At 68.4% G+C, this 24,927-nt stretch carries 23 protein-coding genes; 6 read left to right on the top strand and 17 right to left on the bottom strand.

The window, feature by feature from the left end; all coding sequences use genetic code 11:
* Positions 1 to 8: 8 nt before the first annotated feature.
* From AC3QL2_RS23555 to AC3QL2_RS23610, 12 genes are all read right to left on the bottom strand, one after another.
* Complete coding sequence (locus AC3QL2_RS23555) at positions 9 to 794, bottom strand: SDR family oxidoreductase (RefSeq protein ID WP_493235714.1); 786 nt, start codon at positions 792 to 794, stop codon at positions 9 to 11.
* A gap of 34 nt (positions 795 to 828) precedes the next feature.
* Positions 829 to 2,403 (bottom strand): amidase, encoded by a 1,575-nt coding sequence (locus AC3QL2_RS23560; protein WP_493235716.1) that lies wholly within the window; start codon positions 2,401 to 2,403, stop codon positions 829 to 831.
* Position 2,404: 1 nt separating this feature from the next.
* Positions 2,405 to 3,280 carry an SDR family oxidoreductase gene (locus AC3QL2_RS23565; RefSeq protein WP_493235717.1) on the bottom strand — a complete coding sequence of 292 codons (876 nt, stop codon included), beginning with the start codon at positions 3,278 to 3,280 and terminating at the stop codon, positions 2,405 to 2,407.
* A 63-nt stretch (positions 3,281 to 3,343) separates the two neighbouring features.
* Positions 3,344 to 4,495 carry an acetyl-CoA C-acetyltransferase gene (locus AC3QL2_RS23570; RefSeq protein ID WP_493235719.1) on the bottom strand — a complete coding sequence of 384 codons (1,152 nt, stop codon included), beginning with the start codon at positions 4,493 to 4,495 and terminating at the stop codon, positions 3,344 to 3,346.
* A gap of 2 nt (positions 4,496 to 4,497) precedes the next feature.
* Positions 4,498 to 5,556 (bottom strand): acyl-CoA dehydrogenase family protein, encoded by a 1,059-nt coding sequence (locus tag AC3QL2_RS23575; RefSeq protein ID WP_493235720.1) that lies wholly within the window; start codon positions 5,554 to 5,556, stop codon positions 4,498 to 4,500.
* Between the two features lie 8 nt (positions 5,557 to 5,564).
* On the bottom strand, positions 5,565 to 6,740 hold the full coding sequence (locus tag AC3QL2_RS23580; protein WP_493235721.1) for an acyl-CoA dehydrogenase family protein: 1,176 nt from the start codon (positions 6,738 to 6,740) through the stop codon (positions 5,565 to 5,567).
* Between the two features lie 7 nt (positions 6,741 to 6,747).
* The gene (locus AC3QL2_RS23585; RefSeq protein WP_493235722.1) at positions 6,748 to 7,500 is read right to left on the bottom strand and encodes an enoyl-CoA hydratase family protein; all 753 of its coding nucleotides are present in this window, start codon (positions 7,498 to 7,500) and stop codon (positions 6,748 to 6,750) included.
* Complete coding sequence (locus AC3QL2_RS23590; RefSeq protein ID WP_493235724.1) at positions 7,497 to 8,681, bottom strand: NAD(P)H-dependent flavin oxidoreductase; 1,185 nt, start codon at positions 8,679 to 8,681, stop codon at positions 7,497 to 7,499. Before AC3QL2_RS23590 ends, AC3QL2_RS23585 begins: the two co-directional genes overlap by 4 nt.
* A complete protein-coding gene (locus AC3QL2_RS23595; protein ID WP_493235725.1) occupies positions 8,678 to 9,595 on the bottom strand; it encodes an enoyl-CoA hydratase in 918 nt (305 codons plus the stop codon). The genes AC3QL2_RS23590 and AC3QL2_RS23595 overlap by 4 nt, the downstream gene beginning before the upstream one ends.
* Before the next feature lie 18 nt (positions 9,596 to 9,613).
* Positions 9,614 to 10,411, bottom strand: a complete 798-nt coding sequence (locus tag AC3QL2_RS23600; protein WP_374482508.1) for a CoA-transferase subunit beta — start codon at positions 10,409 to 10,411, stop codon at positions 9,614 to 9,616.
* 23 nt (positions 10,412 to 10,434) lie between these two features.
* Positions 10,435 to 11,310: a CoA transferase subunit A gene (locus tag AC3QL2_RS23605; protein WP_493235726.1), complete on the bottom strand. Its 876-nt coding sequence runs from the start codon at positions 11,308 to 11,310 to the stop codon at positions 10,435 to 10,437.
* Positions 11,311 to 11,330: 20 nt separating this feature from the next.
* Positions 11,331 to 12,227, bottom strand: a complete 897-nt coding sequence (locus AC3QL2_RS23610) for a VOC family protein (protein WP_493235727.1) — start codon at positions 12,225 to 12,227, stop codon at positions 11,331 to 11,333.
* Positions 12,228 to 12,426: 199 nt separating this feature from the next.
* Between AC3QL2_RS23610 and AC3QL2_RS23615 the strand changes: the two genes are divergently transcribed.
* The gene (locus tag AC3QL2_RS23615; protein ID WP_493235729.1) at positions 12,427 to 12,879 is read left to right on the top strand and encodes an Xre family toxin-antitoxin system antitoxin; all 453 of its coding nucleotides are present in this window, start codon (positions 12,427 to 12,429) and stop codon (positions 12,877 to 12,879) included.
* Entirely contained in the window at positions 12,876 to 13,355 is a 480-nt protein-coding gene (locus AC3QL2_RS23620; protein ID WP_493235731.1) for an RES family NAD+ phosphorylase, read from the top strand. Before AC3QL2_RS23615 ends, AC3QL2_RS23620 begins: the two co-directional genes overlap by 4 nt.
* 140 nt (positions 13,356 to 13,495) lie before the next feature.
* On the opposite strand, the gene AC3QL2_RS23625 is transcribed toward AC3QL2_RS23620, so the two are convergent.
* Positions 13,496 to 14,437, bottom strand: coding sequence for a bifunctional OB-fold nucleic acid binding domain-containing protein/MaoC family dehydratase (locus tag AC3QL2_RS23625; RefSeq protein WP_493235733.1), 942 nt, complete (start codon positions 14,435 to 14,437; stop codon positions 13,496 to 13,498).
* 5 nt (positions 14,438 to 14,442) lie between these two features.
* The gene (locus AC3QL2_RS23630) at positions 14,443 to 15,654 is read right to left on the bottom strand and encodes a thiolase family protein (RefSeq protein ID WP_493235735.1); all 1,212 of its coding nucleotides are present in this window, start codon (positions 15,652 to 15,654) and stop codon (positions 14,443 to 14,445) included.
* A gap of 484 nt (positions 15,655 to 16,138) precedes the next feature.
* Between AC3QL2_RS23630 and mgtA the strand changes: the two genes are divergently transcribed.
* Both mgtA and AC3QL2_RS23640 read left to right on the top strand, forming a co-directional pair.
* The gene (gene mgtA, locus AC3QL2_RS23635; RefSeq protein WP_493235736.1) at positions 16,139 to 18,904 is read left to right on the top strand and encodes a magnesium-translocating P-type ATPase; all 2,766 of its coding nucleotides are present in this window, start codon (positions 16,139 to 16,141) and stop codon (positions 18,902 to 18,904) included.
* Positions 18,905 to 19,036: 132 nt separating this feature from the next.
* Positions 19,037 to 19,993 carry an alpha/beta hydrolase family protein gene (locus AC3QL2_RS23640; RefSeq protein ID WP_493235737.1) on the top strand — a complete coding sequence of 319 codons (957 nt, stop codon included), beginning with the start codon at positions 19,037 to 19,039 and terminating at the stop codon, positions 19,991 to 19,993.
* Here AC3QL2_RS23640 and AC3QL2_RS23645 read toward each other — a convergent pair.
* Positions 19,971 to 20,891, bottom strand: a complete 921-nt coding sequence (locus AC3QL2_RS23645; RefSeq protein ID WP_493235739.1) for a LysR substrate-binding domain-containing protein — start codon at positions 20,889 to 20,891, stop codon at positions 19,971 to 19,973. The two genes, AC3QL2_RS23640 and AC3QL2_RS23645, sit on opposite strands and share 23 nt — an antisense overlap.
* 169 nt (positions 20,892 to 21,060) lie before the next feature.
* Here AC3QL2_RS23645 and AC3QL2_RS23650 point away from each other — a divergent pair, with 169 nt between their 5' ends.
* A complete protein-coding gene (locus AC3QL2_RS23650; protein WP_493235740.1) occupies positions 21,061 to 21,504 on the top strand; it encodes a PaaI family thioesterase in 444 nt (147 codons plus the stop codon).
* A gap of 45 nt (positions 21,505 to 21,549) precedes the next feature.
* On the opposite strand, the gene AC3QL2_RS23655 is transcribed toward AC3QL2_RS23650, so the two are convergent.
* Both AC3QL2_RS23655 and AC3QL2_RS23660 read right to left on the bottom strand, forming a co-directional pair.
* Positions 21,550 to 21,744: a hypothetical protein gene (locus AC3QL2_RS23655; protein WP_493235741.1), complete on the bottom strand. Its 195-nt coding sequence runs from the start codon at positions 21,742 to 21,744 to the stop codon at positions 21,550 to 21,552.
* Between the two features lie 231 nt (positions 21,745 to 21,975).
* Entirely contained in the window at positions 21,976 to 23,823 is a 1,848-nt protein-coding gene (locus AC3QL2_RS23660; RefSeq protein WP_493235742.1) for a long-chain-acyl-CoA synthetase, read from the bottom strand.
* Between the two features lie 268 nt (positions 23,824 to 24,091).
* On the opposite strand from AC3QL2_RS23660, the gene AC3QL2_RS23665 reads away from it, so the two are divergent.
* Positions 24,092 to 24,922, top strand: coding sequence for an alpha/beta fold hydrolase (locus tag AC3QL2_RS23665; protein WP_493235743.1), 831 nt, complete (start codon positions 24,092 to 24,094; stop codon positions 24,920 to 24,922).
* Positions 24,923 to 24,927: the final 5 nt, after the last annotated feature.

Below are 24,927 nucleotides of genomic sequence, written 5' to 3' on the forward strand. Positions count from 1 at the left end.
GGCTCCGCTCAGGCGTGCTGGGAGCTGACCGACAGCACTTCGCCGGTCATGTAGGACGCGTAGTCGCTGGCCAGGAAGACCATCACGTTGGCCACTTCCCACACCTCGGCGGCGCGGCCGAAGGCTTCGCGGCTGGCCAGCTGGGCGAGGAGTTCCTCGCTGGAGGCCTTCTTGAGGAAGTCGTGCAGCGCGATGGACGGCGACACCGCGTTGATGCGCACACCGTGCTCGGCGGCTTCGAGGGCCGCGCAGCGGGTCAGCGCCATCACGCCGGCCTTGGCCGCGGCGTAGTGGGCCTGCTCCTTCTGGGCGCGCCAGCCGAGCACCGAGGCGTTGTTGACGATGGCGCCGCGGCCGCGCGCTTCCATGTACGGCAGCATCGCGCGGGTCATGCGGAAGGTGCCGGTCAGCGTGATGTCCAGCACCCGGTTCCACTCTTCGTCGCTCATCTCGGTGACGCGCTTCTGGCCGCCGAGGCCGGCGTTGTTGATCAACACGTCCACGCCGCCCAGGCGTTCCTCGGCGGCGGACACCAGCGCGCGGACCTCCTCCTCGACAGTCACGTTGCACAGCTGGCCATACACCTCGGTGAGGCCGCTGTCGGCCTTCAGCGTGGCGACGGCTTCTTCGAGCCGGCGCGGGTGGATGTCGGAAATCATCAGCGCGCGGCAGCCCTCCTCCACGCAGCGGCGGGCGGCGGAAAAGCCGATGCCGGCGCCAGCGGCGGCGGTGATCAGCACGGACTTGCCCTTCAGCAGGCCGTGCCCGGGCACGTATTCGGGGATCTTGCTCATGGGGTCTCCAGTCGTTCTTGTCGTCGTCGGGCGCTTACAGCGGCGGCCGGCGGTGTTTCCACGGTGCGGCCTGTTCCAGCTGAGCAGCCAGGGCCAGCAGGCGGGCTTCGCCGCCGAAGGGGCCGGCGAACTGCACGCCGATCGGCAGGCCGGCGGCGTTCCAGTGCAGCGGCACCGACATGGCCGGCTGGCCGCTCATGTTGAACATCGCGGTGAAGGGCGAAGCCAGCATCGCGTTCTTCACGAAATCCTCGTAGGGCTGGTCGAGGGACAGCGCGCCGAGCAGCGGCGGCGGCGCGGCGGTGACCGGCGACAGGATCAGGTCGTAGCGTGCGAAGAACTCGTCGAGGATGCGGCCTGCCTGGTCGAACGCGGCGCGGGCACGGAACACCTGCTCGGCGCTGTAGCCCTTGGCGAGCTGCAGGCTGCGCCAGTTGATCGGCTCCATCTCATCCTCGCGCACCGCCCGGCCGAGCAGCTTCTCTCGGGCCTGCACGCTCGTCAGCATGCCGGTGGCGGTGACCACGCCCATGCCGGCGAACATCTCCTGGATCGGCAGCTGCGGCGCGGCGACCTCCACCTTGTGGCCGAGGTCGGTGCACAGACGGGCGGCCTTCTTCACTGCATTCAGGCAGTCGGCGTGGACGCCCATCCCGAAGGGATTGACGTCCATCAGCGCGATGCGCAGCCCCTTCGGCGGCTGGCGCAGCGCGGCCATCAGGTCGGCCGGTGGTGGCCCGACGCGGGAGCCGGCTTCCGGCCCCTGGGTGAGCTGCAGCAGCAGCGCCGAGTCCCGCACGCTGCGGGTGATCACGTTGTTGATCGACAGCCCCATCCAGCCTTCCAGGGCCTTCGGCCCGGCCGGCACGCGGCCGCGGCTGGGTTTGAGGCCGAACACCCCGCAGTGGGACGACGGGATGCGGATCGAGCCGCCGCCGTCGCTGGCGTGGGCCGCCGGCAGGATGCCCGCCGCCACCGCCGCGGCCGAACCGCCCGACGAACCACCGGCGCTGTGGGCGGCGTTCCAGGGGTTATGGGTCTGCCCCCACAGGCGGGATTCGGTGGTGCCGGTCTGGCCGAACTCCGGCGAAGCGAGCTTGGCGAAGATGTTGAGACCGGCCGCCTGGTAGCGCTGGACCAGCGTGGAATCGTGGTCGGCGACCGCGTCCTTGAAGAAGGCGCAGCCGTTGGTGGTGATGGTGTCCTTCAGCGCGACGTTGAGGTCCTTCAGCGCGAAGGGGACGCCGGCCAGCGGCGCCTTGGCCGCCCTCGCCTGCCGCTCGGCACGCCCCGCTCGGCCGAGGGCGGCGGCACTTTCGCGGGCCAGCTCGTAGTGGCGCAGCACCACCGCGTTGAGCGCGCTGCGCGCCTCGGCGCGGGCGATGGCGGCGTCCACCACCTCCAGCGGCGTCAGCCGGCCGTCGCGGATGTGGGCCGCCAGGTCGTGGGCGTCGAAGCCCTCGTATTCGGGCAGCGGCAGCGCTTTGGTTGCCACCTGAGCCGTCACGTTGGCCTCCGCCTGCGCGCGGCCGATCAGCGCCGCGGCACCGAGGGCCAGGCCGCCCTGCACGAAGCGGCGCCGGCCCGGTTTGTCGGGTACCTGTTCCATGTCAGCTCCCCCACACCTTCTGGGCCGGCACGGCCTGGCCCATCAGCTCGTCCACCACCGCGCCGATCTCGGCGGGCAGCCAGCGGGCGCCCTTGTCCCGCTGCGGGCCGGTACGCCAGCCGTCGCAGACGGAGATGCGCCCGCCCTGGCTCTCGAAGACCTGTCCGCTCACGTGGGCGGACAGCGGGCTGCCCAGCCACACCACCAGCGGCGCGACGTTCTCCGCCGCCCAGGCGTCGAAGCCGCTCTCCGGCGCCTTCACCACGTCGGGCATCGCGCTCTCGGTCATCGCCGTGCGGGCCGCCGGCGCCAGCGCGTTGGCGGTGACGCCATAACGGGCCAGCTCCGCCGCCTGCACCAGGGTCAGCGCGGCGATGCCGCCCTTCGCCGCCGAGTAGTTGGACTGCCCGACCGAACCCTGCAGGCCTGCGCCGGAGCTGGTGTTGATGATCCGCGCATCGACCTTGTTACCGGCCTTGGCCTGATCGCGCCAGCGCCGGCCCAGGATGTTGGCGAGGCAGAAATGCCCCTTCAGATGCACCCGCATCACCTCGTCCCAGTCCTCTTCGCCGAGGCTGATGAACATGCGGTCGCGCAGGATGCCGGCGTTGTTCACCACCACATGCACCTCACCGAAGGCCGCCAGCGCCGCGTCCACGATGCGCTGCGCCGACTCGCTGCGGGTGATGTCGTCCGCGCTGGCGATGGCCTTGCCGCCGCCGGTGACGATCTGGTCCACCACCGCCTCGGCCGCCGCCAGGCGGATGTCGTTCACCACCACGTTGGCTCCCTCGGCCGCGAAGGCCTGAGCGTAGGCCCGCCCAAGGCCGCCACCGGCGCCAGTGATGATGACTGTACGTCCCTCACAAATACCCATTGCTGTCTCCAGAATATTCTTCTCTATGGTTCGCGGTGGTGCAGGTGGCGATGCGCCGCCGCCTCACAACCGTTCAATAATCGTAACGTTGGCCTGCCCACCGCCTTCGCACATGGTCTGCAGCCCGAAGCGGCCGCCCGTGCGTTCCAGCTCGTGCAGCAGCCCGGTCATCAGGCGCGCGCCAGTGGCGCCCAGCGGATGGCCGAGGGCGATGGCGCCGCCGTTGGGGTTGGTACGGGCCGGGTCGTAGCCGGTCTCCTTGAGCCAGGCCATCACCACCGAGGCGAAAGCTTCGTTGATCTCCACGCAGTCGATGTCGGACAGGCTCATGCCGGTCTTGCGCAGGGCCGCCTGGGTGGCCGGGATCGGTGCGGTGAGGTGCCAGATCGGGTCGTCACCGAGCACGCTGAGGTGATGGATGCGCGCCCGCGGCGTGAGGCCGTAGCGCTTCAGCGCCGCTTCCGACACCACCAGCAGGGCCGCCGAGGCGTCGCAGGTCTGGCTCGACACGGCGGCGGTGATGGCCGGGAACTCCGGCGCCACCGGCTCCAGCTCGGCCATCTTCTGCAGCGTGGTCTGGCGCGGCGTCTCGTCGCGGAGCACGCCTTCGAGCGGCACGATCTCCCGCTCGAAGCGGCCGGCCTCGCTGGCCGCCAGCGCCCGGCGATGGCTCTCCAGCGCGTAGGCCTCCATGTCGGTGCGGCTGATCTGCCAGTGGTCGGCGATGCGCTGGGCGGCGTAGAACTGGTTCACCGGCTGGCCGCCGAAGCGCGCCTGCCAGCCCTTGCTGCCCGAGAACGGGTCGGGAAAGCCCAGCGGCTGGCCGGCCAGCATCGCCGACGAGATGGGGATCTGCGTCATCGTCTGCACGCCGCCGACCGCCACCACGTCCTGGGTGCCACTCATCACCGCCTGGGCGGCGAAGTGGATGGCCTGCTGGCTCGATCCGCACTGGCGGTCCACCGTCGTGCCGGGCACGTTGAGCGGCAGGCCGGCGGCCAGCCAGGCGGTGCGGGCGATGTCGCCGGCCTGGGAGCCGATGGTGTCGACGCAGCCGAAGATCACGTCGTCGTAGTCCTCGGCGGGGATGGCGTTGCGTTCCACCAGCGCCTTCAGCGCATGGGCGCCGAGGTCGATGGCGTGGACGTGGGACAGGCCGCCCTTGCGCTTGCCGGTGGGGCTGCGCAGGGCGTCCACGATATAGGCCTGGGCCATGCTTACTCCTTGAAGGTGTGGCCGGGGCCGAGTTCGGCGCCGTCGGCGAGGACGGCGTCGGCCACGCGGGATTTGTGGAAACCGCGGTCGCCCCAGGCCGCATCGAGAGCCCAGGTCCGCTTCATGAACATCTGCAGATCCACCTCCCAGGTGTAGCCCATGGCGCCGTGCACCTGGATGCCGTGGCGCGCCGCCAGCCAGGCGGCTTCGCCGCAGGCCAGCTTGGCGTGGGAAGCATGGACGTCCGCGTCGGCCCGGCCGTGAGCCAGCGCGTGGGCGGCCCGATACAGCACCGGCTTGGCGAACTCGATGCGGGTGGCCACGTCGGCCAGGTGGTGCTTGACGGCCTGGAAGCTGCCGATGGGCTTGCCGAACTGCTTGCGCTGGGCGGCGTAGTCCACCGACAGGTCGAGCATGCGCTGGGCCAGGCCGAGGAGCTGCCCGGCCACCGCCAGCACGCCGCGGTTGAGGGTGTCCGCCCACAGGCGGCGCCCGGCCTCACCGCTCGCGGCGATGGTGGCCGAGCTGGGCTCCCACATCACGCGGCTGAGGCGGCGGGACAGGTCGATGCTCGGGTTGGCGATCACATCCACCAGTGCCCGCGGCACCAGGTGCACCTCGTCGCCGTGGGGCAGCAGCAGCAGGTCGGCGGACTGGGCATCGGCCACCAGCGGATTGACGGCATGCCCCACCGCCACGCGGGCGCTGCCGTCGGCGATGCGCGCCAGCCAGTCCTCGCGCCCGGCACAGCCCGCCGGCAGGCTGGCGATCAGGCCGGCCGCCACGTAAGCGCTGTCGGCAAGGGAGTCGGGGATCGCGTAGTAGCCCAGCTCCTGGCTCATCAGCGCCCAGGCCACGTCGTCCATGCCGAGCCCGCCGCAGTCCTCGGGCACCGACAGGGCGGTGAGCCCCTGGGCGGCGAGCTTGCCACGCAGGGCCGGCGAGCGGCCGGGATCGGTCTCCCAGATCTCGCGGAGCATTTCGGGGGCCGCTTCGGTCATCAGGAAGCGGCTCACCGCCTCCCGGAAGCTGAGTTGGTCGTCGGTAAAGGTGAAGTCCATGGCCGGCCTCAGGATTTGGGCAAACCGAGCATCCGCTCGGCGATGATGTTGCGCTGGATCTCGTTGGTGCCGGCGTAGATCGGCCCGGCCTGGGCGAACAGGAAGCCGTCCAGCCAACCGGCGGCGTCGCTGCCGGCGTCCGGTGCGTCGGCCAGGAGTTCGCCGCGGGCACCGAGGATGCGCATCGCGGTCTCGTGCATCTTCAGGTCCAGCTCGGACCACACGATCTTGTTGGTGCTGGCCTCGGCGCCGATGCGCGCGCCCTTCGCCAGCCGCCCGACCGTGTGGTAGGCCGACAGCGCGTAGGCTTCGGCGCCCATCCAGGCTTCGCAGACCGCTTCGCGCAGGCCGGGGTCGCGGTCGGCGCTGGCCCGGTTGGCCTTGTAGAGCGCCACCAGCTTCCGCGCGGTGGCCTGGAAACGGGCCGGGGAGCGCAGCAGCAGGCCGCGCTCGAAGCCGGCGGTGGCCATCGCCACGTGCCAGCCCTGCCCTTCGTCGCCGATGCGGTTGTCCACCGGCACCTTCACGTCGTCGAGGAAGATCTCGGCGAAGGCCTGCTTGCCGTTGAGGGCCAGGATCGGGCGGATCGTTACGCCCGGCGCGTTCAGGGGCACCAGCAGATAAGACAGGCCGTGGTGGCGCGTCGAACCCGGCTCGGAGCGGAACAGGCCGAACAGCCAGTCGGCGAAGATGGCGCGGGTGGACCAGGTCTTCTGGCCGTTGAGCACGTAGTGGCTGCCGTCGTCCGACAGGATCGCGCGGCTGGTGATGGCCGCCATGTCGGAGCCGGCGTTGGGCTCGGACCAGCCCTGCGCCCACATGTCGTCGCTGGCCGCCATGCGCGGCAGGAAGCGGCGCTTCTGCGCCTCGGTGCCGAACTCCATCAACGTCGGGCCGAGCAGCAGCTGACCATTCTGGTTGACGCGCATCGGGGCACCGGCGCCGTAGTACTCCTCCTCGAAGATCAGCCACTCGATGAGGTCGCAGCCGCGGCCGCCCAGCTCTTCCGGCCACATGACCATCGACAGGCGGCTCTCGAAAAGGCGGCGTTCCCAGTCGCGGTGCTGCTCGAAGCCCTCGCGGGTATCGTAGCTGGCCAGCGGCTGGCGCGGCAGGTTGCGCGCCAGCCAGTCCCGCACCTCGGCGCGGAAGGCTTTCTGCTTGGGGGTGTAGGCAAGGTCCATGGCGTCCTCAGAACTGGGCGTCGCGCTTCTCGACGAAGGCGCGGCGGGTTTCGGCGGAATCGGGGCTGGTGTAGGCCTGCAGCGTGAAGCCCTGCTCCCAGCGGTACTTGTCTTCCAGGTTGCCGTCCTCGATGCCGTTCAGGGCTTCCTTGGCGATGCGGATCATCGCCGGGCTCTTGGCGGCGATCTTGCGGGCGATCTCCAGCGCCGCATCGCGCAGCTCCGCCTTTGGCACGACGCGTTCGATGAAGCCGTAGCGCTCCGCCTCGCGGGCGCCGATCTTCTCGCCGGTGAAGAACAGGTAGCGCACCTTCTGCACCGGGAACAGGCGCTGCAGGTGGGCGCCGCCGCCCATCGCGCCGCGATCCACCTCGGGCAGCGCGAAGGTCGCGCACTCGGAGGCGACGACGACATCCGCCGCGCCGGTGATGCCGATGCCGCCGCCGAGCACGAAGCCGTGCACCGCGACGACGACCGGCACCGGGTTGCGGTGCACCGCCTTGAAGGTGGCGTAGTTGCCGGCGTTCACCGCCACGATGCGCTCCGGGTGGGCGTCCAGCTCCTTGATGTCCACGCCGGCGCAGAAGCCGCGCCCCTCGGCACGGACGACGATGACGCGCACCTGCGGGTCGTCACCCAGTTCTTCCAGGCGACGGGCCAGGGCCAGCCATTCCTCGCTGTCGAGGGCGTTGACCGGCGGTTTGTCGATGATCAGCTCGGCGATGCCGGCGTCGATGAGGGTACGAAAAGCCTGCGTCACGGGGCAGTCTCCAGAGGAAGGGGATTGGGGGTGGATGCGGCGGACACCACGTCCGGCCAGCGCGTGAAGGGCTTGTCCGCTTCGCCGTCCAGCGGGGCGCCATCGACACGCGCCAGCAGCGCGGCGAGGCAGGCCTCGGCCTCGCGGGCGATGCCCTCGATGACCTGCCGGCAGCTCTGCAACTCGCCGATGGCCGCAGCCACCTGGCCGCTGGGCAGGATGCCCTCGTCGGGGAAGCCCTCGACCATCGAGCGTTGCAGCAGCACCGGCTGGTTGGCCGACATCACGGTCTGGGAGACCGTGGATGGGTCTTCCTTGATGGCCCGGCGCAGCACGCCGAGCATGTGGCCGGCGCTCATGCCGGTCTGGCGCTTCCAGTGCCAGGCGCTCTTCAGCGCGATGGCCAGGCGGCCGAAGGGGCTGGCGGCTTCCAGGCGGCGGATGAAGGGGTTGTCGATCATGCGGTGGCGCATGCCGTCCACCGCCAGGGTCACGCGGATCTTCTGCGGGTCGTCCACCGCCACGTAGCGCTGCAGCGTGGCCGGCGGCGTGGGCGAATCGGTGGTCATCATGAAGCGGGTGCCCATCGCAATGCCGGCCGCACCGGCGGCCAGCGCGGCAGCCAGCCCGCGCCCGGTGGAGTAGCCGCCGGCGGCGATCACCGGCACCTTCACCGCGTCGAGCACCTGGGGCAGCAGGATGGTGGTGGGCACGCCGCCGGTGTGGCCGCCGCCCTCCCCGCCCTGGATGGTGAGCATGTCGGCGCCCAGCTCGACGGCCTTCACCGCATGCTTCAGCGCGCCGACGGTCGGGATGCACAGCACGCCGGCGGCCTTGAAGCGGGCGATGGTCTTCTTGTCTGGCCCGCGGCCGTAGCTGACGGCCTTCAGGCGGTACTGGATGGCCAGGTCCACGCACTGGGCGGCGTTGTCCTGGAACATGTGGAAGTTGAGGCCGAAGTTGCTGCCGCCGGTGGCCGCGATCACCTTCTGGATCTCGCCTTCCAGCCGCTCGGCGGCGATGGTCGCACCGGCCAGGAAGCCGAAGCCGCCGGCGCGGGTGGTGGCGATGACCAGGTTGGCGTCGGCCACCCAGCCCATCGCGGTCTGCACGATCGGGTAGCGGCAGCCGAGTCTCTCGGTGAGCGGCGTGCGCAGCAGCGCGGAGGTGTCGCGGCTCATGCCTGCTCTCCCGCCGCGGCGCGCTTGTTGGCCTCGGCCATCGCGCGTCCGTCGAAGCCGCCCAGGCGGTCGCCGGATAGCAGTTCGTTGTGGGCGTGGGCGAAGTGGTGCCAGGCGAAGGCGGCGTCCATCGCGCTGCGCTTGCCCTGCAGATCCTCCACATGGTTGATGGCCTGCTTGGTGAGGGCCAGGCCCATGCGCGGCTGGCTGGCGATGCGCGCCGCCAGTGCGTAGGTGGCGCTCTCCAGCGCGTCCCGCGCCACGACGCGGTTCACCATGCCGAGCTGCCAGGCCCGCTCGGCCCCCATGCGCTCACCGGTAAACAAAAATTCCTTGGCAATGCGCGGATTCAGCTCGTAGGGATGGGCGAAGTACTCGACGCCGGGAATACCCATGCGCACCACCGGGTCCTGGAAGAAGGCGTCGTCGCTGGCGACGATCAGGTCGCACACCCAGGCCAGCATCAGGCCGCCGGCCACGCAGGCGCCCTGCACCATGGCGATGGTCGGCTTGGGCAGATCACGCCAGCGCCGGCACATGCCCAGGTACACCTCCTGCTCGCGGGCGTACAGGAACTCGCCGCCGGGCTTGTTGGTGTGGTCCCACCACAGCTGGTTCCGCTCGAAGGGCTTGTTGATGTCGCGCCCCGGCGTGCCGATGTCGTGCCCGGCGGAGAAATGCCGGCCTTCGCCGCGCAGTACGATCACCTTCACCGCGTCGTCGTCCACCGCGCGGCGGAAGGCGGCGTCGAGGGCGTAGGTCATCTGGGAGTTCTGCGCATTGTTGAAGCTCGGCCGGTTCATCGTCACGCTGGCGATGCCGTCGGCCACGCTGTAGGTCACCGGTTCGTCGGTTTCGTACACCGCACCGTCGGGCCGGCTGACGAAATGCGGATCGCTGATCGGGGCGGTCATGGTGGGCTCCCTGGTCGGTCAGGCGGCACGGATGCCGGGCGGGTTGCCCTTGAGCTGCGCGGCGCGCAGGTCGTGGGGATCGAGGCGGCGGATGATGTCCAGCTGGGCGGCGGTGGGATGCGGGGTCTCGCCCATGTCTTCGGCCTTCAGCAGCGGGAAGCCGGTCTTCTCCTGCACCTCCTCGAAGCTCACGCCGGGATGCAGCGAGCGCACGCGGGCCGCACGGCCGGGGCCCCCGAAGTCCATCACGCACAGGTCGGTGAGGACGATGCGCACCTCCATCAGGTCGCGGCGCACGCCGTCGTCCCAGCGCTCGGGCTTGAAGCCGACGCCGGACACCATGTCCACCTCGCCGGCCACGAAGACGCGCGGGCTGTGGCTGGGCACGAAGAAGGAGTTGATGTGGTTGATGCTGTTGCCCGGCAGGCCGCGCACGCCGAGGATGGCCGACTTCGGCTTGCGGTAGTCGCCAATAACGGACAGGTTGGTCTGCGCCCAGCGGTCGATCTGAGTCGGGCCGATCATCGCGTGGCGGCGGCCGCCCCACACGCACTCGAAGACCCGCTCGAAGGACATGTAGCCGGCGTAGCGCGGCACGTAGTCGCCACGCGGACCAACGGGGATCGGCTCCTCGACGAGGAAAGCCTCGCTGTCGGTCATCAGCAGCTCGGGGCTGTGGGTCAGCTTGGCCAGGCTGGCGCCCAGGCGCGGGATGATGCCGAGGCCGGAGGCCAGCACCTCGCCGTTGCCGCGCCAGGCTTCCGAGGCCGCGACGATCATCAGCTCGGCCAGGGTGAAATCGGGTTTGTCGCTCATTGCCATGTTTCCTCAGCCTCTCGTCAGAACACCGGCAGGGGCAGGCTGCCCATGCGGGCGGTGCCGCCGTTGCGGTCCTGGTAGGCGGCTTCGCCAGGCAGCACGAATTCATCCATGTAGGCCTGCCAGCCGCCGTCCTCGGCGGCGCTCGCCGCGTAGCGCTTGAAGTGGGTCATGTCCCAGCCGTAGTCGGACGGGCAGGACGTGGGATGGGCGCCGCAGGGCGCATCCACCACGCCGCTCACCAGGTAGCGCTCGAAGGTGTTGAAGCGCGCCTGCTGGGCGTCCAGCTCCAGCCGCGGCTCGATCCGCTCGGCGGACACGAAGCAGCGCTCGGCGGCGCGGGCGAACAGGTGGTCGAAATAAGGGTCGGGGCCGGTGACCAGGGTGTTGCCGAGGCGGTCGGCGACATTCACGTGCAGCAGCGCCGCGTCCAGCTTGAGGGCCGGCATCGCCAGCAGCACTTCGCCGTCGGCGTACGGGGAGCGCACCGTCTGCAGCTCGGGATTGAGCTTGACGATGTCGGTAGCCAGCCCGCAGCGGGTCGGCAGGAAAGGCAGGCGCATGCCGGCGGCGCGCAGGCCCCACTGCAACATGCCCTCATCCAGTTCCATCAGCTCCAGCGCCCCGCTCTCCCGCACCTTGCGATACCAGGGCTCAAGGGGCATCGCGTCGAGGGTGGCGAAGCCGAAGACGAGCTTCTTCACCTTGCCGGCCGCGCACAGCATGCCGACCTCCGGGCCACCGTAGGCGACCACGGTGAGGTCCTTCAGGTCCGAGCGCAGGATCTCGCGGACCAGGGCCATCGGCTTGCGCCGCGGGCCCCAGCCGCCAAAGCCCACGGTCATGCCGTCACGGAGCTGGGCGACGACTTCCGCCGCCGTCATCTGCTTGTTCATGGATGGCTCTCTCCGGCGGATCAGGCGGCCTTCTGGCCAGCGCTGAAGTCGTGGCCCCACAGGCTCACGCGGGTGAATTCGAAGATGTTGTGATGCTCCCAGTCCACCTGCAGGCCGCCGTAGCCGTACTCCAGGTCGAAGCCCGACGGCGTCTTCATGTAGAAGGAGGTCATGCGGTCGTTGAGGTGCTGGCCGAGGGTTGCCGACAGGGGCACCTTGTGGGCCACCATGCGGTCGTGGGCGCGGCCGACTTCGGTCATCGAATCGACCTCCACCATCACGTGCACGCATCCGCTGGGCACCGGGTACTCGGCGATGGCCAGGCTGTGGTGGCGCGCGTTGCCGCAGTGCATGAAGTGGATGCGGATCGCCGGGCCGTTGGGGTCGGGACGGAAGTTGAAGATGTCCGACAGACCGAAGCCGAGCACGTCGCGGAAGAAGGCCACCGACGCGTCGAAGTTCGGCGACGGCAGCACGGTGTGGCCAAGGCCCATCTCGCCGGTCAGGAAGCGCGGCACGCCCTGCGGAGACACGAAGGGCTGGCAGTCGGAACGATGTCCCCAGCCAAGCTCATGGCGGTTGCCGGAGGGGTCGGTGACGAGCGCGATGGCCTGCATGCCGCGCTGATCGCACAGGGCCTGCGGGGCCAGCTCGTAGCCGACGCCGGCCTTTTCCAGCGTAACGAGCGCATCCTTGAAGGCGCCCTCGCCCGCCAGCTCCCAGCCGGAAGCGACGTAGCGGCGCTGCTCGCCCTGCACCACCAGCACGCGGAACGGCCGCTCGTCCATCTTTACGTAAAGGCCGCCGCCGGGCGCGCTCGAAGTCATCATGCCGAGCACGTCTTCGGCGTAGCGCTGCCACTCGGCGAGGTCGGGGGTCTCGGTAACGAAATAGCCCAAACCGCGAATGTCGATCATGTCTGCTCCCCTTTGAAGAATCCTGATGTGTCGGGAGCATTGTGCGAACAGCGCGGACGGCGTTCATCGTCCGTTGAGACTAAGCACTTGTCAGGGGCGCGGCGGGCGATGGACCTGGATGAAACAGGGTTGCGTGGACTTTGCGGTCAATTTTGACCAGAATGACTGCCAAATGGCGCTTACGCCACAGGAGCCACCGATGACGACCGCCAGCCTGAATGTCTCTCCCGTTTCAGCCGTCACGCTGCTCGGCGGCGAAGGCGTGCTGCACGCCCGGCCCCGGGTCATCATGGACTGGATTCCTCTGGTGCGCCGGGGCCTGCCGTCGGCCTGTGTGGACGCGGTAGTGCGCATCACGCGCATCACGCAGAGCGATCTGGCCCGTGCCCTGGCCATCCCCGAACGCACGCTGGCCAGGCGCAAACGCGAAGGCGCCCTGTCCCCCGAAGAGTCGGCGAAGCTTGTGCGCTTTGCCCGCGTGGTCGAGCGCGCCGAGGTCGTCTTCGAGGATGCCGACAGCGCGCTGGACTGGCTCCAGAGCCCCAATGCGTCGCTGGGCGGCGTCACCCCGCTGTCGCTGCTGGACACCGACATCGGCGCCGACAGCGTCATGGACACCCTCGGACGCATCGAGCACGGAGTGTTTGCTTGACCCGGACCGTCTGGCGCATAACCACCGGCCGGTTTGCGCAGACGGCATTCAGCGGCGAAGGCGCCCGGCTCTACGGCGGGCGCTGGAATCCGAAAGGCTGGGAGGTGGTCTACACCGCCGAATCCCAATCCCTGGCCTTGCTCGAGCTGATGGTGCAGGACGGCCCGCTGCGCGCCCATTACGTGTTGATCCCCGCTAACCTGCCTGCGGATCTGCCCGAAACCCGCATCGACGTCGCACAGTTGCCGGACGACTGGCGCACCATCGGCGCCCGCGACGTCCTGCAAGCCCTGGGGCAGGCATGGCTGCAGAGCATGCAAAGCGCGGTTCTGAGCGTTCCCAGCGCGGTGCTTCCGGCCGAGCGTAACTACCTGCTCAACCCCCGCCATCCGGATTTCAGCCGTATCACGGTGGGCGAGCCCCAGTCACTGCAGACCGATACCCGCCTGCTGCGCAATCTTGGCCAGCAGGCGTGACAGTCCGCTGCTGACAGCAAACCTCCAGCAGCCTGGCTCCATCGCCCCAATGGAAAAAAAGCCAACCCGCGAGGGTTGGCTAACCAAGTGGAGACAAGGAGGGGTAAAGCTGACCGGGGCAACGCGCCCCGGCGGGACAATCACATGTAGAGGATCACGAGGTCGTTGATCACCGACGGACGCTCGGCGCCAACCACGTGGATGTTCACCTCCAGCGTCAGTTGGGTGCCGCTGCGTACCTTTTCCATCCGCTTGACCCGCGCCCGCGCATGGATGCGCGCGCCGGCCGGAACCGGCGACGGGAAGCGCAGGCGGTCGGAGCCGTAGTTCACCATGTTGGTGAAGCCGGTGACCTCGAAGCCGAGGGGGATCTTCAGCCGCGACTGCAGCACCTGGACCAGCGCCCCGTGGGCGATGGTGCCGCCGAAGGGCCCCTGCTTGCGGGCCTTCTCGGGGTCGGTGTGGATCCAGTAGTCGTCGCCGGACAGGCGGGCGAATTCGTCGATCAGCGCCTGGTCCACGACGATCTGGTTGCTCCACGCCGTGAATTCATCGCTGACCAGGGCCTGCAGCGCCGCCTCGTCGCCGACCGGGATCTGGCGCGGCGGCACGGCCGCTTCGTCCGGCACCGCGGCGGCTTCCGGCTCGTCGAAGCTGCGCGGCGCCACGGTCTTGTCGAGGCCGGTGAAACGCAGCAGCGTCGTGCCGTCAGACTTCACCTTGTCGAACACCGGCTTGACGCGCATGCCGACGCGGATCTCGTCTTCGTCCAGGCCGACCAGCGTGGTGTTGATGCGCACGCCCTCGTCCAGTTCGACCACCGCCATCTTCTGCGGCATCTCGTCGGCAAAATCCGGCAGCGTCGGGATGCGCGTCAGCGTGTAGGTGTACAGCGTGCCGCTACCGGTCACCTCGCGCCATTCCACGTCGTGGGACCAGCACTTGTCGCAGTGCCGGCGCGGAAAGAAGATCCAGTGACCACAGCTGTTGCAGTGCTGCAGGCTGAGCCGGCCAGCCTTCAGGCCGTCCCAGAAAGGTGCCGAAATCTCGGTCGGCACGGGCATCGGTTTGTTGGTGGACATGCTCGTCATGCTCCCTGGAGAATCAGTGCGCCCTGCTCGCTCATCACGCCGCCGGTGCCGGACACGAAGACCGTGTCGCAGCGCTTCAGCTGGCGGTCGCCGGCACGGCCGGAAATCTGCGCGAAGGCCTCGATGACCTGCGACATCCCGCCGGCCGAGCCGGACTGACCAAAGCTGAGCTGGCCGCCGTGGGTGTTCATCGGGAAGTTGCCGCGCCAGGTCAGGTCGTGCTCGCGCACCCAGCGCATGCCCTCGCCCTTCGGTGCGAAGCCCGCGTCTTCAAGGGTCAACAGCACGGTGATGGTGTAGCAGTCGTAGATCTGCGCCGCATCCATGTCAGACGGCTTCAAGCCGGCCATCGCGAAGGCGCGCGCCGCCGCCGGCCCGATGGGCGTGCGGGTCATGTCCGCCGCGTAGGTCGGCGACTTGAAGGCCAGATGCTCGCCGAAGCCGGTGATGCGGGCGCCGCGGTTGCGCGCCCTGGCCGCCACTTCCGGCGAGGCGACGATCACCGCCGCGCCGCCGGCCACCGGCATGACGATCTCCAGCACGTGCAGCGGATCGGCAACCATCTTGCTCGCCAGCACCTCGTCGGCGGTCAGCGGCTTGCCGAAGAACATTGCATCCGGATTGGTCAGCGCGTTGGTGCGCTGGTCCACCGCGATCTTGGCCATCGCCAGCGGGTCGTAGCCGTACTGGGCCGCGTAGCGCTGGGCGATCATCGCGTAGCCGGTGTTCTGGCCCATATGGCCGTAAGGCAGGTCGAACTCCGCCTCCGGTGCGCCGAAGGCCGTGCTGTGGCCGCCGAAGCGCATCGCGCGGGCCATCCACGACGGATCTTCGTCAGGGCCAAAGGGCGCCATGCGCGCCGGCAGCACACACAGCACCGCCTGGCACAGGCCCAGCTCGATGGCGGCGGCGGCCCGCCACACCATGCCCACCGAGGTACAGCCGCCCAGGTCCACGACCTCGGCGAAATTGACGCTCAACCCCAGGTATTCGGCGGCCATCGCCGGCACGAACACCGATGCCTCGTGAAACTGCGGGCCGTTGATCACCAGCCCGTCGATGTCCGTGGCCTTGAGGCCGGCATCCGCCAGCGCCTGCGCCGCCAGGTCGGCCACCTGCTCCAGGTGGAACATGCGCGGGGCCGTCGTGTACTTCTCCGGCCTGTACTGGGCCGCGCCCACGATTGCAGCGTTTCCTTTCAGTCCCATGTGTTCTCTCGGCTCCGATGATTGGGCGCGCCACGCGGCGGCCATGGACGCAAGATGCCACACGGCCCCGGCGCGGCAATCGTTCAAATCGACTAGGCGGGCCGGGTACCACCTCCGCGCTACCAAGGCCAGGCAGAGGTGATCAGGCATTGCACCCGGCCGGAAATCGCCTTCATTTCGTTACATCCTCACGTTGCGGCGCCGCATCCATCGGCGCAAGATTCGCTCGTCTTCATTTCAGGAGTGTCCCTGTGGACAGCCCAAGCAGCCCGTCGTCCATCAGCTTGAACGAACCGGCAAGGTAACCGCAGCGTCACGCCCTGCCACTACCTTGCCTGAACAAGGCGGGTAGTGGCGCCGGAAAGCCGGTTCTCGGCCTTTCCCCACCGCTTCCCAGTCGTCAGTACCACGCCATGCCCGTCGCCGGCAGGCGTGTTGCCATTCCGCGTGCCCGCAAGGAAGGCGCGCGGAGCGGGAGGTTTTCATGCGTCTCACGTTTCTCAAGGAACTCTTTGCGGCCTTCGTCCGCAGCCGCGGCTTCGGCCGTCACTTCCGTCGTCTCGCGCTGCTCGACAGCCTGTCGCGTACCACGGTCAGCCGCGAAGTCCCGCCGTCCCTCGCCCAGACCCTGGCGGCGGCGGCCCGCAGCACGCCCGACGTGCTGCTCAAGCAGCTCGACAGCCATCCGGACGGCCTCAGCGCTGCCCAGGCCGAGCTGATCCGTGCACAAGTCGGCCTCAACGAGGTCGAGCAGGAAAAACCGCTGCCCTGGTGGCTGCACCTGTGGCACTGCTACAAGACGCCCTTCGACCTGCTCCTGACGCTGCTGGCAGTCATTTCCTACGTCACCGAGGACATGAAGGCCACCCTGGTGATCGGCACCATGGTCGTGCTGTCGGTGGCGATCCGCTTCTGGCAGGAGCGCAAGTCGAACATCGCCGCAGACAAGCTGAAGGCGATGGTCAGCAACACCGCCACGGTGATCCGCCGCGACCTCAGCGAGGATGCGGCCGAAGACGCCCGCCGCTACTTCGACATCCAGCTGCACGTCCATCCGGCCCACCGGGAGGAAGTGCCGATTGCCCAGCTGGTGCCCGGCGACCTGGTGGCCCTGTCGGCCGGCGACATGATTCCCGGCGACTGCCGCGTGCTGGCGGCCAAGGACCTGTTCGTCGCCCAGGCCGCGATGACCGGCGAATCCCTGCCGGTGGAGAAGTTCGCGCGCCTGCGCGACCTGTCGGCGACCAATCCGCTGGAGCTGGACAACATCGTTTTCATGGGCACCAACGTGGTGTCCGGCTCGGCCACCGCGGTGGTCGTCGGCACCGGCGCGCGCACCTACTTCGGCGCCCTCGCCCAGCGGGTGACCGCCACCGACCGGGCGCCGACCCAGTTCCAGGCCGGCGTCAACAAGGTGGCCTGGCTGCTGATCCGCTTCATGTTCGTGATGTCGCCGCTGGTGCTGTTCATCAACGGCTTCACCAAGGGCGACTGGACCGAAGCCTTCCTGTTCGCCATGTCCATCGCCGTCGGCCTGACCCCGGAAATGCTGCCGATGATCGTCACCTCGACCCTCGCCAAGGGCGCGGTGATCCTGTCCCGCCAGAAGGTCATCGTGAAGCGCCTGGACGCGATCCAGAACTTCGGCGCGATGGATGTGCTGTGCACCGACAAGACCGGCACCCTGACCCAGGACAAGATCTTCCTGGCCCGCCACACCGACGTGTGGGGCGAGGAGTCGGACGACGTGCTGGAAGCGGCCTATCTCAACAGCTACTACCAGACCGGCCTCAAGAACCTCCTCGACGTGGCCGTGCTGGAGCACACCGAGGTGCACCGGGAACTCAACCCGGCCAGCAACTTCCGCAAGGTGGACGAGATCCCTTTCGACTTCCAGCGCCGCCGCATGTCGGTGGTCGTTGCCGAGCATGAAGATCATCACCTGCTGATCTGCAAGGGCGCCGTCGAGGAGATCCTGGCGGTGTGCGAGCGGGTCCGCCATGGCGAGGTCGACGAGGCGCTGACGCCCGAGCTGCTGGCCCGCGTACGCGAGGTGACCGCCGACCTCAACGAGGACGGCCTGCGCGTGGTGGCCGTCGCCGCGCGGGAGCTGCCGCCCAGCAAGGAGTCCTACGGCGTCGCCGACGAGGCCGGCCTGACCCTGATCGGCTACGTAGCCTTCCTCGATCCGCCCAAGGAATCCACCGAGCCGGCCCTCAACGCCCTGTTCGCCCACGGCGTGAAGGTCAAGGTACTGACCGGCGACAACGAGCTGGTCACCGCCAAGATCTGCCGCGAGGTCGGCCTGCCGACCCAGCAGCTGCTGCTCGGCTCCGACCTGGAACGCATGGACGACGCCCAGCTCGCAGAAGCCGTGGAAACCCACGACATCTTCGCCAAGCTCACCCCCGCCCACAAGGAACGGGTGGTCCGCGTGCTCAAGGGCAACGGCCACGTGGTCGGCTTCATGGGCGACGGCATCAACGACGCGCCGGCCCTGCGCACTGCCGACATCGGCATCTCGGTGGACACCGCGGTGGACATCGCCAAGGAGGCCGCCGACATCATCCTGCTCGAAAAGAGCCTGATGGTGCTGGAGGAAGGCGTCGTCGAAGGACGCAAGACCTTCGCCAACATGCTCAAGTACATCAAGATGACGGCCAGCTCCAACTTCGGCAACGTCTTCTCGGTGCTCGTGGCGAGCGCCTTCATCCCCTTCCTGCCGATGCTGCCGATGCACCTGCTGGTGCAGAACCTCCTCTACGACTTCTCGCAGGTAGCGATTCCCTTCGACAACGTGGATGAGGAGCTGGTGCGCGATCCCCAGCGCTGGAACCCGGCCGACATCGGCCGCTTCATGCTGTTCTTCGGGCCGGTCAGCTCGGTGTTCGACATCACCACCTATCTGGTCATGTGGTTCGTCTTCGGCGCCAACACACCGGAACACCAGACCCTGTTCCAGTCCGGCTGGTTCGTCGAGGGCTTGATGACCCAGACCCTGGTGGTGCACATGATCCGCACCCGCAAGATCCCCTTCGTGCAGAGCCGTCCGGGCGGCCTGCTGATGGTCGCCACCGGCCTGATCATGGCCGTCGGCATCCTCATCCCGATGGGGCCGGTCGCCCACTACTTCAAGCTGCAGGCGCTGCCGTGGTCCTACTTCCCCATCCTGGCGGCGATCCTGGCCGGCTACATGGTGCTGACCCAGGCCATGAAGAGCTTCTACAGCCGGCGCTTCGGCTGGCAATGACGGATGCTGGACCGGCGCGGCGGGCGGCGGTCCAGCATTCCGGAGAGGAATGCATGCTGACCAAAAACTCGGTTGAGCCTACGCATCGGCGGTCGTAGGCTCAAGGCCATCCCGATACCCCCTGCCCCAATCATGCAAGCAACACCCATAACTCCCGAAAAGGTGCGCATCCCCGCGGTGGATGGCTTCCCTCTCCAGGCCCACGTCTGGGCGCGCAGCCCCAACGATGGCCACGGTCCCGCGCCGGTCGTCGTCATCAACCCGGCAACCTCCGTTCATAGCCGCTACTACAGCCGCTTTGCGGATTTTCTGCATGGCTGGGGATTCAACGTCATCACCTACGATTACCGCGGCATCGGCGGCTCGCGGCCGGACAGGATGCGCGGCTTCGAGGCCAGCTGGCTGGACTGGGGCAGCAAGGACTTCGAGGGCGTGCTCCGCTTCGCCAGCCAGCGCTTCGCGGGACATCCCGTCCACGTCGTGGCCCACAGCGTCGGCGGTTTCCTGGTCGGCATGGCGCCGTCGAACCGCCTGATCGAGCGCGTCTTCACGATGGGCTCGCAGTTTGCCTACTGGCGGGACTACGCCGAGCACAAACGGCTGGCGATGTACCTGCGCTGGCATGTGCTGATGCCGGCCCTGACCGCCCTGTTCGGCTACTTTCCGGGCAAGCGGCTCGGCTGGCTGGAGGACACGCCGCGGGGCGTGGTGCGCGACTGGGTTGCGCCCCACGCCCGCTTCGAGGACATCTACCGCTCCGGCCCGCAGACGCTGTCGGCCGAAGCGCGCACGCAACTGGTCGAATCCTTTGCCCGCGTCACCGCGCCCACGCTGGCGCTATCGACCAGCGACGACGAGTTCGGCACCGTGCCGGCCATTCACCGGCTGCTCCGCTATTACGAACGCAGCCCGTCCACCCACCTGCGCATCGAGCCACAGGCCCTCGGGCTCGAGTCGATCGGGCACTTCGCCTTCTTCAACGCCCGTTTCACCGACTCCCTGTGGCGCATCCCGCTGGACTGGCTGCGCGATGGCGCGCTGACGGACGACCTGCCCTACCGGCAGATCAGGCTGGAGCCGCGTCGGTAAGGCGCGCCTCGGCACGGATCCAGTCGATCAGCGCCTGCACCTGCTTGCTCGGCTCGGCGTCCCGCTGGATCAGGTAGTGGGCCTTGTCGGACTGCGGCCCCGGCAGCGGGGTCGCCAGCGCAACCAAGCGGCCGTCGGCCAGCATCGGCGCGATCAGCTGCCCCCGGCCCAGCGCGATGCCCTGGCCGGCGACGGCGGCGTGGATGACCTGGTCGTAGAGGTTGAAGCGCAGCACACCCTTCGGCTTCACCCCGGCCCAGCCTTGGGATTCCAGCCAGCGGCTCCACTGCCACCAGGGCGACGGATCGCCCTCGAATTCCAGCAGCGTGGCGCCTTCGATCAGCGCGGGGCTATCGAGGCGAGCCAGCCCGAGGCTGGAGTGGGCCACCGGAAAAAGCGTCTCGCCGAACAGGCGGCTCGAACCCGCCGGCATCGCGGATTCAGCGCAATAGCGGATCGCGATGTCGAGCCCGTCCTGGCGCAGGTCCACCACCTCGTTGTTCGCCGACAGGCGCACCTCCACGTCGGGGTGCAGGCTCTGGAACTCCCGCAGTCGCGGCAGCAGCCACAGGCTGACGAAACCGATGCTGGCGGTGATCGTCACCGGACGGCGGCGCAGGCTGTCCTGCAGCACGCCCAGCGCGTCCTGCAGGGTCTGCATGGCGCTGTCCGCGGCCAGAAACAGTTGCTCGCCTTCCGCCGTGAAGCGGATGGAGCGGTGGCCCCGTTCGAACAGCTTGACGCCGAGGGCCGCCTCCAGCGCATGGATCTGGCGGCTGACCGCCGACTGGGTGAGGAACAGGTCGCCCGCCGCCAGGGTGATGCTCATCCGCCGCCCCACGGCGACAAAGCCCCGCAGCAGATCGACCGACGGAATCCTCGACAGGCTGACTGACATTCCATTTCCTCATGCAGGGCGCCGAAAAACTCATTTGAACGCGCCGTATTGCTGCATTCTAATGGCCGAACCAGCAAATCAGCCATCAGACCAACATGAGCATGGAGCATGTGACGGCAGGATAGAAAAAACCGGATCGCCACAGCCCGACAATCACTGGAGACAGCCAATGCCCCCTATTTCCGACCCGCACTTCGCCGAACGCGTGCGCGCCAGCTTCGACAAGCAGAACGCCATGCATCTGGTGAAAGCGAGCCTGCCCGTCGTCGAACATGGCCTGACGGAGATCCACGTGCCGCACTGGAGCGGCATCGAGCAGCAGCACGGCTTCGTGCACGGCGGCGTGGTCGGCATGATCGCCGACTCCGCCGCCGGCTACGCGGCGATGAGCATGGTGCCGCCCAGCGCCTCGGTGCTGACGGTCGAGTACAAAATGAACCTGCTCGCACCGGCGGATGGCGAGAAGCTGGTTGCCCGAGGCCAGGTCGTCCGGCCCGGCAGGACGCTGATCGTCACCAAGGCCGAAGTCTTTGCCGTGAAGGACGGCAAGGAAACCCTCTGTGCGCTGATGCAGCAGACCATCATGGTCATGCACGGCAAGGCGGAAAAGTAGTCCCCTGCCCCGGGGCCGCCTGCAGCCCCGGACGATGCGACAGCCTCAGCGGTGCGCCAGCATCGCAAAGAACTGGCCGGCCGACATGCCGGCCATGGCGATCTGCTGCGGGCAATTGCCCGACGGGCCGGGGCACGCGTCGGCCTGCGCCTCGCCGACGCTGCCGCGGTCGCCGAACACGCTGCCGAGTGCGCCCAGGGCGCCGCAGATCAGGCTCAACACGCAGAGTTTGGTGATCATAGTCTTCTCCTCCAGCCCGCGAAGGGCTTGTCCTGATGTGGAACTGCCTGTTCGAACCGGACAGTCGTCACGGCAACGCATCCCTGTGCGTCACTCGCCGGCTGGTCTCCTCCGGGCTCGATGGAATACACCTTGCGCCAGGCTTTCAGCGCTCACATCGTCCAAACGGACTAAATGAAAAAACGGAACGCCCCCAGGAGAGGCGTTCCGAAGAGCACCGCCGAAAGCCGATCAGCGGAAGGGAGGAAAGCCGGCGCTCGCCAGGGCTTCGGGCGAATAGGGTCGATAGGTGCGCTGGCCTTCGTCGCGCACGTAGAGCGGATCGTCGAAGGCGGTCGGGTCGTAGCCCTGGCGCTGCAGGTCCACCTTGCGCAGCTTGAAGGACGCGGTCAGGTCGGCGGTCTGCGCCACGCGCACGAACTGCGGCGCGGCGTAGCGCGGCAGGCGCTCTTCGGTCAGCGCGTAGAAGGCGTCCGCATCGAAGGCCTGGCCGTCCTGCATCAGGATCGCCGCCATCCCGGCCCGTCCTTCATGCTCGGGCACCTGCACGCCGTAGATGTTGATCAGCTCCGCGCCGGGATAGTCGGACAGCGCGTCGGCCACCTCCTGGGTGGACACGTTCTCGCTCTTCCAGCGGAAGGTGTCGCCGATGCGGTCCACGAAGTAGAAATAGCCATCCTCGTCGTAGCGCAGCAGGTCGCCGGAACTCCAGTAGGCATCGCCCTTGGTGAACACGTCGCGGAGGATCTTCTTCTCGGTGGCCTCCGGGGCCGTATAGCCCTCGAAGCGCCCGCCACCGATGTCCGGGTGATCCACGATGAAGCCGATGCCCTCGCCCACCTCGCCCGGTTGGCACAGCATGTAGAAACCCCGGTCGTCGCGGGGGTGGGCGTCGCGCTCCACGTCGTAGCGCACCAGCCGGAAATTGGTCTTCTCCCAGTAGGGCACGCGGCCGCAGGAACCCAGACGGTCGTCCAGATTGATCAGCGCGGTGTTGGCCTCGGTGGAGCCCCAGCCCTCGAAGATGTGCACGGGGCCGAAACGCTCCACCCAGCGCTGCCAGATCTCCGGCGTCAGCCCGGCACCCATCATGCAGCGCACGCTGTTGTCGCGCTCGGCGGCGCTGGGCGGCTGGTTGATGAGGTAACGGCAGATCTCTCCGATGTACTGGCAGACGGTGATCCCGTTGCGCTGCACATCGAGCCAGAACTCCCGCACACTGAACTTGCGGCGCACCACGATAGCCGCGCCGGCCTTCAGCGCCGTGGACGTCACCGAAGTGGCCGCCGCCCCGTGGTAGAGCGGCAGGCAGCAGTAGAAGACGTCGTCAGGCGTCGCCTCGATGGTCACCACCATCACATCACCGGAGGACATCCAGCGCATGTGGCTGTAGCGCGCCGCCTTCGGCAGGCCGGTGGTGCCGGACGTGAAGATCAGCAGCGTCGGCGTCTCGGCCGTGGTCGCCGCCCGCTGGCTGCGCTCGAAGCGCGCGCGGGGCGCAGCCGCCACGGATTCCGCAAAGCCCGCGTCGGCGATCCCGCCGCCCTCGCCCACAAACGGCTTCTCGGCATCCGGCACGCGCCACAACAGCAGGTCCGGCAGCCCCTCGGTGGCGACGAAATTGGCCAGGCACTCGTCGCCGACCAGCGCCGCCCTGGCGCCGGTGCTTTCCAGCGCATGCACCAGCGGCCGTCCGCTCACCTGGGTGTTGATGAAGGCCACGACCACGCCGAGCTTGACCAGGCCGAACCAGTTGAAGAAGAACTCAGGCCGGTTCTCCAGTGCCAGCGCACACACGTCGCCGGCACGCAGGCCATGGGCGTACGCCGCATGGGCCACCTGGTTGCTGCGGGCGTCCACCTCCGCGTAGCTGAAGCGCTGGCCGCCGTAGATGATGAAGGGCCGCTCGCCGTGGCGGTCTGCCTGTTCCTCCAGGCGGTCGGCGATGGTGTACAGGTCGCGGGGCTTGATCAGGGCGCCGGCGGCGGCGCGACGATCGAGCTTGGCCTGCGTGACATCCCGGGAAACGAGGGTTCCCCGCGGGTCAGCGCTGTTGTGGTGTGCATCGGAAGCGTTCATGCACGGTCTCCCCGGTCAAGTCGAGCTTGGTGTGGTTGGTCTTGATGCGGGAGCGGTATCTTGGCCCGCTCCATCGGTGCCCATCATTCCCGCGCCCCATGCCGCGAACATCGTCCGGAAAGACTAATCACCCCCCTGTCCGGCCCCGTCGCTGCGGCTGGTCTGAACGGACGATGCCCGCCCCGCGCGGCGGGCGCAGCATCCGCGCAGATCTCCGCCCAGGGCCGCAGTCCGGCCCATCGGCGGCGCCCACAGGAGACCCACACCGATGACATCCCAAGACCTTCCGCTTCCCCTCGACCGCTTCGCCGAGCTCCCCGGCGGCCTGCGCCTGCACTACCTGGACATCGGCCACGGCCCGGTCGTCGTATGGCTGCACGGCAGCGGCCCCGGCGCCAGCGGCTACAGCAACTTCAAGGGGAACTACCCGGCCTTCGCGGAAGCGGGATTCCGCAACCTGGTGCTGGACCTGCCGGGCTTCGGCCGCTCCGACAAGCCGTCGGACGTCCGCTACGACCTGGACTTCTTCGTGTCCTGCCTGCGCGGCTTCCTCGACGCCCTCGGCATCGACCGCTGCACGTTGCTCGGCAACTCCCTCGGCGGCGCCATCGCCCTCGGCGCGGCGCTGGCCCACCCCGAGCGCGTGGAAAAGCTGATCCTGATGGCCCCCGGTGGCGTCGAGGAACGTGAGACCTATTTCCGCATGCCCGGCATCCTGCGCATGGTGGAGACCTACAATGCGGGCCCGATGGGCGTCGAGGAGATGCGCCATGTGATGAGCCTGCAGCTCTACGACGTCAGCCAGCTGGACGAAGCCATGCTCGCCGAACGGGCCGCCGTGGCGGTGACCCAGCCAGCTAATCTGTTCTCGACGATGATGGTGCCCAACATGACCGAGCGCCTGCACGAATTGCGCTGCTCGGTGTTCGGCTTCTGGGGCACCGACGACAACTTCAACCCGGCCTCCGGCGCGCTGAAGATCCTCGCCCACGCGCCGAACGCCCGCATCATCATGCTGAACCGCTGCGGCCACTGGGTGCAGGTGGAGCACACCGGGCTGTTCAACCGCAGCTGCCTCGACTTCCTGAACAAGGGCTGATCCGC

This window comes from Zoogloea sp. GW822-FHT05C07, from assembly GCF_058800215.1.

Excerpts from the sequence above, each read along its gene's own strand:
- AC3QL2_RS23555 (WP_493235714.1), bottom strand. The coding sequence starts at position 794 with ATGAGCAAGATCCCCGAATACGTGCCCGGGCACGGCCTGCTGAAGGGC.
- AC3QL2_RS23560 (WP_493235716.1), bottom strand. The coding sequence starts at position 2,403 with ATGGAACAGGTACCCGACAAACCGGGCCGGCGCCGCTTCGTGCAGGGC.
- AC3QL2_RS23565 (WP_493235717.1), bottom strand. The coding sequence starts at position 3,280 with ATGGGTATTTGTGAGGGACGTACAGTCATCATCACTGGCGCCGGTGGC.
- AC3QL2_RS23570 (WP_493235719.1), bottom strand. The coding sequence starts at position 4,495 with ATGGCCCAGGCCTATATCGTGGACGCCCTGCGCAGCCCCACCGGCAAG.
- AC3QL2_RS23575 (WP_493235720.1), bottom strand. The coding sequence starts at position 5,556 with ATGGACTTCACCTTTACCGACGACCAACTCAGCTTCCGGGAGGCGGTG.
- AC3QL2_RS23580 (WP_493235721.1), bottom strand. The coding sequence starts at position 6,740 with ATGGACCTTGCCTACACCCCCAAGCAGAAAGCCTTCCGCGCCGAGGTG.
- AC3QL2_RS23590 (WP_493235724.1), bottom strand. The coding sequence starts at position 8,681 with ATGAGCCGCGACACCTCCGCGCTGCTGCGCACGCCGCTCACCGAGAGA.
- AC3QL2_RS23595 (WP_493235725.1), bottom strand. The coding sequence starts at position 9,595 with ATGACCGCCCCGATCAGCGATCCGCATTTCGTCAGCCGGCCCGACGGT.
- AC3QL2_RS23600 (WP_374482508.1), bottom strand. The coding sequence starts at position 10,411 with ATGAGCGACAAACCCGATTTCACCCTGGCCGAGCTGATGATCGTCGCG.
- AC3QL2_RS23605 (WP_493235726.1), bottom strand. The coding sequence starts at position 11,310 with ATGAACAAGCAGATGACGGCGGCGGAAGTCGTCGCCCAGCTCCGTGAC.
- AC3QL2_RS23610 (WP_493235727.1), bottom strand. The coding sequence starts at position 12,227 with ATGATCGACATTCGCGGTTTGGGCTATTTCGTTACCGAGACCCCCGAC.
- AC3QL2_RS23615 (WP_493235729.1), top strand. The coding sequence starts at position 12,427 with ATGACGACCGCCAGCCTGAATGTCTCTCCCGTTTCAGCCGTCACGCTG.
- AC3QL2_RS23625 (WP_493235733.1), bottom strand. The coding sequence starts at position 14,437 with ATGTCCACCAACAAACCGATGCCCGTGCCGACCGAGATTTCGGCACCT.
- AC3QL2_RS23630 (WP_493235735.1), bottom strand. The coding sequence starts at position 15,654 with ATGGGACTGAAAGGAAACGCTGCAATCGTGGGCGCGGCCCAGTACAGG.
- mgtA (WP_493235736.1), top strand. The coding sequence starts at position 16,139 with ATGCGTCTCACGTTTCTCAAGGAACTCTTTGCGGCCTTCGTCCGCAGC.
- AC3QL2_RS23640 (WP_493235737.1), top strand. The coding sequence starts at position 19,037 with ATGCAAGCAACACCCATAACTCCCGAAAAGGTGCGCATCCCCGCGGTG.
- AC3QL2_RS23645 (WP_493235739.1), bottom strand. The coding sequence starts at position 20,891 with ATGTCAGTCAGCCTGTCGAGGATTCCGTCGGTCGATCTGCTGCGGGGC.
- AC3QL2_RS23650 (WP_493235740.1), top strand. The coding sequence starts at position 21,061 with ATGCCCCCTATTTCCGACCCGCACTTCGCCGAACGCGTGCGCGCCAGC.
- AC3QL2_RS23655 (WP_493235741.1), bottom strand. The coding sequence starts at position 21,744 with ATGATCACCAAACTCTGCGTGTTGAGCCTGATCTGCGGCGCCCTGGGC.
- AC3QL2_RS23660 (WP_493235742.1), bottom strand. The coding sequence starts at position 23,823 with ATGAACGCTTCCGATGCACACCACAACAGCGCTGACCCGCGGGGAACC.
- AC3QL2_RS23665 (WP_493235743.1), top strand. The coding sequence starts at position 24,092 with ATGACATCCCAAGACCTTCCGCTTCCCCTCGACCGCTTCGCCGAGCTC.